The organism is Empedobacter sp. UBA7620, from assembly GCF_002484185.1.
Classification (GTDB): Bacteria; Bacteroidota; Bacteroidia; order Flavobacteriales; family Weeksellaceae; genus Empedobacter; species Empedobacter falsenii_C.
In genome coordinates this window covers 53,378-59,914 of record NZ_DLJI01000036.1, presented here as the reverse complement: position 1 = coordinate 59,914, position 6,537 = coordinate 53,378, and the positions used below count along the sequence as shown (strand labels likewise).

The 6,537-nt window shown below is 32.7% G+C and carries 7 protein-coding genes and 1 pseudogene; 7 read left to right on the top strand and 1 reads right to left on the bottom strand.

What is annotated here, in order from left to right; genetic code table 11:
- Positions 1-60: 60 nt before the first annotated feature.
- From B2217_RS08850 to B2217_RS08825, 6 genes are all read left to right on the top strand, one after another.
- Entirely contained in the window at positions 61-528 is a 468-nt protein-coding gene (locus tag B2217_RS08850) for a hypothetical protein (RefSeq protein ID WP_038332024.1), read from the top strand.
- 114 nt (positions 529-642) lie between these two features.
- Positions 643-1,245, top strand: coding sequence for a LemA family protein (locus B2217_RS08845; protein WP_180904995.1), 603 nt, complete (start codon positions 643-645; stop codon positions 1,243-1,245).
- Between the two features lie 5 nt (positions 1,246-1,250).
- Entirely contained in the window at positions 1,251-1,691 is a 441-nt protein-coding gene (locus B2217_RS08840) for a TPM domain-containing protein (RefSeq protein WP_180904994.1), read from the top strand.
- The gene (locus B2217_RS08835; RefSeq protein WP_180904993.1) at positions 1,672-2,484 is read left to right on the top strand and encodes a TPM domain-containing protein; all 813 of its coding nucleotides are present in this window, start codon (positions 1,672-1,674) and stop codon (positions 2,482-2,484) included. The genes B2217_RS08840 and B2217_RS08835 overlap by 20 nt, the downstream gene beginning before the upstream one ends.
- A 587-nt stretch (positions 2,485-3,071) precedes the next feature.
- On the top strand, positions 3,072-4,439 hold the full coding sequence (locus B2217_RS08830) for a deoxyguanosinetriphosphate triphosphohydrolase (RefSeq protein WP_180904992.1): 1,368 nt from the start codon (positions 3,072-3,074) through the stop codon (positions 4,437-4,439).
- Between the two features lie 117 nt (positions 4,440-4,556).
- Positions 4,557-5,009, top strand: coding sequence for a GNAT family N-acetyltransferase (locus B2217_RS08825; protein WP_291122349.1), 453 nt, complete (start codon positions 4,557-4,559; stop codon positions 5,007-5,009).
- A gap of 54 nt (positions 5,010-5,063) precedes the next feature.
- On the opposite strand, the gene B2217_RS08820 is transcribed toward B2217_RS08825, so the two are convergent.
- Positions 5,064-5,594 carry an RNA methyltransferase gene (locus B2217_RS08820; protein ID WP_180904990.1) on the bottom strand — a complete coding sequence of 177 codons (531 nt, stop codon included), beginning with the start codon at positions 5,592-5,594 and terminating at the stop codon, positions 5,064-5,066.
- An 80-nt stretch (positions 5,595-5,674) separates the two neighbouring features.
- Here B2217_RS08820 and B2217_RS08815 point away from each other — a divergent pair.
- Positions 5,675-6,537 (top strand): annotated as a pseudogene (locus B2217_RS08815) (DNA mismatch repair protein MutS); the annotation flags it as partial.

Genomic DNA, 6,537 nt, shown 5'->3' with positions numbered 1-6,537 from the left:
CTAACATCTAACATCTAAAATTTCCGTATCTTTGAAACACAAATTTTAAACAAAGAGAAAATGAATTTAGCAGACGATTCAAGAATTTGGATTTTTCAAGCCAATCGTAAATTCTCAACAGAAGAAAAGCAAGCTATTACAGCTAAACTAAATACTTTTATAGCAGATTGGAATGCGCATGGCGCTGAACTTTTAGCTGATTTTGATTTACCTTACGATCAATTTATTGTAGTTGGTGTAGACGAAAATCAAGCGACAGCAAGTGGTTGTTCTATCGATAAATTAACGAAAATCGTACGTGAAATTGATGCAGATTATTCGTTTGATTTATTAAACAGAATGTTAGTTTCGTATGAAAATGAGGAAGAAGTTTTTATTGAAAAATTACCAACATTCAAACAAAAAGTAAAAGAAGGAGAAATCAAAAATGTAAAAGTTTTCAATAATGGAATTTCTTCTTTGAATGATTTTAAAAATAATTGGTTGTTACCAATCGAAGAAAGTTGGGCAAAAACATTATTAAATTAAACGTTTAAAATCCATAAAATATTAAAGCCGAGTTTCGAAATAAGCTCGGCTTTATTTTTGATAAAATATTGTTGAAAAAACACTATTTTTACGTAATAATAAATTAAAAATACTATGAAAAACAAAGGATGTCTTATTGGTGGAGTGATTCTTTTACTTCTTGCAGGAATCGTTTTCTGGGGAATTGGAGTTTCGAATACGATCAAAACAACAGACCAAGGTGTGCAAAAACAATGGTCGAATGTAGAAAATACATATCAAAAACGTTCAGATTTAGTTCCAAATTTAGTGAACACGGTTAAAGGTGCAGCGAATATGGAAAAAGAAACGTTAACAGCTGTAATTGATGCACGTGCAAAAGCGACTTCTAATCAAATTAAAATTGATGATCCAAGTCAATTAACAGATGCAAATATTGCGAAATTTCAACAAGCGCAAGATCAATTAGGATCTACATTAAGCCGTTTATTGGTTTCTGTTGAAAAATATCCAGATATTAAATTCAATCAAAATTTTACTTCTTTACAAGCAGAATTATCTTCTATCGAACAAGAAGTTTTATTTGAAAGAAAAAAATACAACGATGCTGCAGAGAAATTTAACAACATGATTGTAACTTTCCCTAACAGCTTAATCGCTGGTTTTACAGGTGCTACGAAAAAAGGTTATTTCAAAGCTGCTGCAGGATCTGAAAATGCTCCTAAAGTAGAATTCTAATCATTATGGGAAAAAAGAAACATAAATTTCTTTCTTCAAAAGATGAAAAAAAAATAATCGAAGCTATTCAGAAAGCCGAGAAAAATACAAGTGGGGAAATTCGAATTCATATTGAATTCGAATCTTCTCTCAATCATTTTGACAAAGCTTTAGAAGTTTTCGAGCAATTGGAAATGCATAAAACCAAAGATAGAAATGGTGTATTGTTTCATGTTTCGCCAACTGATCACAATTTTACAATTGTTGGAGACGAAGGAATTGACAATGTAACGCCAGACGATTTTTGGGACGATATAAAAGCAGATGTTGTCAAGCATTTCAAAAAAGAACATTATGTAAAAGGGCTTTGCAAAGGAATTAAGAAAACCGGCAAAGCACTTAAGAAATATTTTCCTCATCAAGAGGATGATACAAACGAATTACCAGATGAAATTAGCTACAGTTAAATACTTTTTTCTAACTTTTTTTCTTTCCATTTTAACTGTTTTTGGGCAAACACCTGATGAATTGGTTAATATGAAACATCCGCCTAAAAAGCTTGTGCAAGATTATGCACATGTTTTTGATGCAATGCAATTGGATGAATTAGAACGAAAATTGGTAGCCTATGATGATTCAACTTCTACGCAAATTTTGGTGTTAACAGTTGAATCTTTGGATGGTTATCCGTTAGAAATGTTTGCAAATGATATTGGTGAAAAATGGAAAGTTGGTACACAAGGAAAAGATAATGGAGTGGTAATTGTTTTGAGTGAACAAGATCGTAAGATTACGATTAGAACAGGTTATTCGGCTCAGATTTATCTACCACCAAGTGTCAACAAATCTATTATTGACAATGTTATTATTCCGTATTTCAAACAAGGCGATTACGCTGGCGGAATAAATGCTGGAGTCAATTCTATTTTTCAAGCTTTTGCAGGGAAATACAAACAAGACAAACCTAAATCTCAAGAACCAGAAATGGATTGGTTTGCATTGATTTTTGCCATAGGATTTTTCATTTTTATCTTCATTATTATTTCGAAAGGTAGAGGAGGTAATAATGGCGGAAATGGAGGTAGACGAAGAAGCTTGTTAGACGATATTATCATCATGAACACAGGAAGTTCTGTTTTCGGTGGCGGAGGTTTCGGCTCAGGAGGAAGTTCTTGGGGTGGATCATCTGGTGGAGGTGGCGGCTTTGGTGGCTTCGGAGGCGGAAGCTTCGGAGGCGGTGGCGCTTCTGGTAGTTGGTAATAGTTTTTATATGAATAAAAAAATACTTATTCTTTTAGTTGTAATTATAGCGTTCTTAAATATCTTTTTTTATTTCGGGAAATTATATTTTAATTTAAAGTATCCATTGTATGGTAATAGTAGTTTTAGTTCTAGTATAATTGTGTTTTTTTCTATATTAACAAGTATTGTTTTAGCATTTGTCTATAGAAAGATACCTATTGCATTTAGGTTTTTAATTTTTATATTATGTTTTTGTTTTATTTATTCTGTCTCGATTATATTTTTCAAGGACTTTTATATTAATGTAGATAAAGCTTTGGCAATAAATTATCCAATTAAGAATGCGAGTAAATATTATGATCACAATGATCCGATAATAAAATTAGAAGCTAATAATGGTAAGATTTATTATTATTTTCAAAAAACTTCGTTAGGAGATATTGAGATACCGAATAATGAAGTTGAAAATATAAGACTTAAAAAAAGTATTTTTGATTCTGAAGTATTATACTATTATATTAAATAAAACCAAAAATCCGAACGAAACCGTTCGGATTTTTTTAGGACTGAACATTATTCGTTAAATTCGTTTTCTAAATCAGTTTATGGAACTTCTAAATCATATTTACACCAATCAACGCAGTAATACAAACGATACGTCGGATGCGAGATCAGAATATCAGCGCGATTATGATCGTATTATTTTTTCGTCTGCCTTTCGTCGTTTACAGAACAAAACGCAAGTTTTTCCTTTGCCAGGAAGTGTTTTTGTTCATAATCGATTGACGCATTCGTTGGAAGTTTCGTCTGTTGGGCGTTCGATGGGAAATTTGGTTGGAAAGTTTATTTCCGAAAATTATAAATTAACAAAAGAGTCGCAAGAATTTTATAAATATAGCATTCACGATGTGATTTCGGCGGCGTGTTTGTGTCACGATATTGGAAATCCAGCTTTTGGACATTCGGGCGAAGATGCAATTGCCTCTTATTTTGATCGTCACGAAACAGATTTGAAACAATATTTTACTGAAGCCGAATGGGCTGATTTAATCAATTTTGAAGGAAATGCGAATGCAATCCGAATTTTAACACAACAACAAAATGGAAAATCGGAAGGAGGTTTGCGTTTGACATATTCTACGTTGGCTGCGATAGCAAAATATCCGTGCGAATCGGTTGCAAAAGATAAAAGTCAATTGCATCGAAAGAAGTTTGGATTTTTTCAGGCACAAAAAGATGCGTTCCGAACAATTGCTGAAAAAACGAATATGATTTTGGAACAAGATTCGCCAATTATTTACAAGCGACATCCGTTTGTATGGTTGGTAGAAGCGGCTGACGATATTTGTTATTCGATTATAGACGTTGAAGATTCGCAACGTTTAGGAATTATTGACCATGATAAATGCCGAAAATTATTTTTGAATTTAGTAGAATCTTTAGATCCTTCACAAATTGATAAAACAAAAAATACATTAAAATCTATTTCAGATAAAAATGATCGAATAGCGTATTTACGTGCCAAATCAATTAATTTATTGACGCAAAAATCGGTTGAAGTTTACCAAAATAATTTTGATCAGATTGTAAAAGGTGAATTTAAAACGGCGCTATTAGATGTCATTAAAAATGAAACGGAACAAGTAACGAAACGAGTTTTGGACGAAATTCAACGTTTCTCTATTGAAAACATTTACAACCATCGTTCTGTTCTCGAAATAGAAAATGCAGGTTATAATGTAATGTCTGAATTACTTTCGCAATTTATTCCACCAATTTTGAAAGATGAAAAAGAACGCAAAACGTTTGAGAAAAAAGCGTTGCGTTTAGTTCCTGCTCAGTTTTTGTATGAAAAAGGAACAAAGTATCAAAAAGTTATGGGAATTTTGGATTATGTTTCGGGAATGACTGATAATTACGCAACAGAATTGTATCGCCGTATCAAAGGAATTGAAATTGGAATGACGATCTAGTTACGAAATTAGAAATACGAGGTGGGAATTTTGTTATATTTTAAATAACTAATTTCAAGTTTCGTAAAACGAACTTCTAATTTCGAATAACGAATAACTAAATAACATCACACAATAATGAAAAATATAACAATACGAGAAGCAAGAAAAGAAGATTGCCCTCGAATTTTAGAGTTAATTCACGAATTAGCTTTATACGAAAAAGCGCCAGAAGAAGTAACGGTAACCTTAGAAGAAATGGAAGAATGTGGTTTTGGAGATAAACCAGTTTGGGGCTCTTTGGTCGCAGAAGTGGACGGAAATGTAGAAGGAATTGCGTTGCATTACGACCGTTATTCAACTTGGAAAGGACGAAGATTATATTTGGAAGATTTAATTGTAACCGAAAAAATGCGCGGTTCTGGAATTGGAAAATTATTGTTAGATGAATTAATTGTTTACGGAAAAGCAAATAATTACCACGGAATGGTTTGGCAAGTGTTGGATTGGAATGAGCCTGCAATTAATTTCTACAAAAAATACAATGCTGATTTTGATCCAGAATGGATTAATGTTTCAGTGAATTTTTAACCAATAAAAAAGACTCAAATCATATGATTTGAGTCTTTTTTATTTTGCTTACCGCTATTTCATAAATCCTTCATACCATTTCCACAAAATAATACCTGTACAAACAGAAACATTTAAAGAGTGTTTTGTTCCAGATTGTGGAATTTCGATACACGTATCACATTGATCAATGATTGATTGTTGTACACCATCAACCTCATTTCCCATCACAATTGCATATTTCTGAGATTGGTCAACTTCAAATTCATTCAACAAAACAGAACCTTCTGTTTGTTCAATCGTTACAATTTGGTAACCATCTTCTTTTAGTTTTGTAACCAATTCATTCGAATCTTTTACATATTCCCAATCAACAGAATTTTCTGCACCAATTGCCGTTTTATGAATTTCTTTATGTGGCGGAGTTGCTGTAATTCCACACAAATAAATTTTATCAATTAAAAATGCATCCGAAGTTCTAAAAACCGCACCAACATTGTGCATACTTCTTACATTATCCAACACCACAACAATCGGATGTTTTTCAATAGCTTTATATTCTTCCGCAGAAACGCGACCTAATTCGTCTAATTTTAGTTTTCTCATCACTTCGTTTTTAACTAACTTAGCTGTTCAAAATTTATAATAATTTGACAAAAGTAGTAAAGAATAAGGAAACTCCTCTAATGAAACAATATAACACGATTAAGGCGAAATATCCTGATGCGATGTTGTTGTTCCGTGTGGGAGATTTTTACGAAACATTTGGAGAAGATGCTGTGCGAGCTTCTCGCATTTTAGATATAGTTTTAACGAAACGCGCCAACGGCTCTGATAATAGTGCTTTGGCAGGTTTTCCTCATCATAGTTTGAATACTTATTTGCCAAAATTGGTGAAAGCTGGTTTGCGTGTTGCAATTTGCGATCAGCTCGAAGATCCAAAGATGGTAAAAGGTATCGTAAAACGAGGTGTTACAGAATTGGTTACGCCTGGTGTTGCATTGCAAGATGAGGTTTTGTCGTCAAAATCGAATAACTTTTTGATGGCTGTTCATCAAGGTGATAAAGCTTTTGGAATAGCTTTGTTAGATGTTTCGACTGGAGAATTTTTAGTTTCTGAAGGACAAGAAGATCAAGTGGCAAAAATTATTCAATCGTTTCGTCCAAGTGAAGTGATTTACCAGAAACGTGTCAAATATAATTTTTCTGATGTCAAAAGTAAATTTTTGTTGGATGATTGGGCTTTTCAATATGATTTTGCAATTGATAAATTAACCAATCTTTTCAAAACTAAGAATCTTAAAGGTTTTGGAATCGAGGATTTAAAAGATGGAATTATTTCTGCTGGTGCTATTTTAGCTTACTTGGACGATACGCATCATTTCGAAATTCAGCACTTAACATCTATTCAGCGTCTTAATCAAGATAGTTTTGTTTGGATGGATCCATTTACGATTCGCAATCTCGAATTGGTTTATTCTCCACACCCAAAAGGTGTTACGTTATTAAATGTTTTAGATGATACCAAAACTCCGATGGGTGCTCGTTT

Coding starts and splice junctions, on each gene's coding strand:
- B2217_RS08830 (WP_180904992.1), top strand. CDS start 3,072: ATGGAACTTCTAAATCATATTTACACCAATCAACGCAGTAATACAAAC.
- B2217_RS08845 (WP_180904995.1), top strand. CDS start 643: ATGAAAAACAAAGGATGTCTTATTGGTGGAGTGATTCTTTTACTTCTT.
- B2217_RS08840 (WP_180904994.1), top strand. CDS start 1,251: ATGGGAAAAAAGAAACATAAATTTCTTTCTTCAAAAGATGAAAAAAAA.
- B2217_RS08850 (WP_038332024.1), top strand. CDS start 61: ATGAATTTAGCAGACGATTCAAGAATTTGGATTTTTCAAGCCAATCGT.
- B2217_RS08825 (WP_291122349.1), top strand. CDS start 4,557: ATGAAAAATATAACAATACGAGAAGCAAGAAAAGAAGATTGCCCTCGA.
- B2217_RS08835 (WP_180904993.1), top strand. CDS start 1,672: ATGAAATTAGCTACAGTTAAATACTTTTTTCTAACTTTTTTTCTTTCC.
- B2217_RS08820 (WP_180904990.1), bottom strand. CDS start 5,594: ATGAGAAAACTAAAATTAGACGAATTAGGTCGCGTTTCTGCGGAAGAA.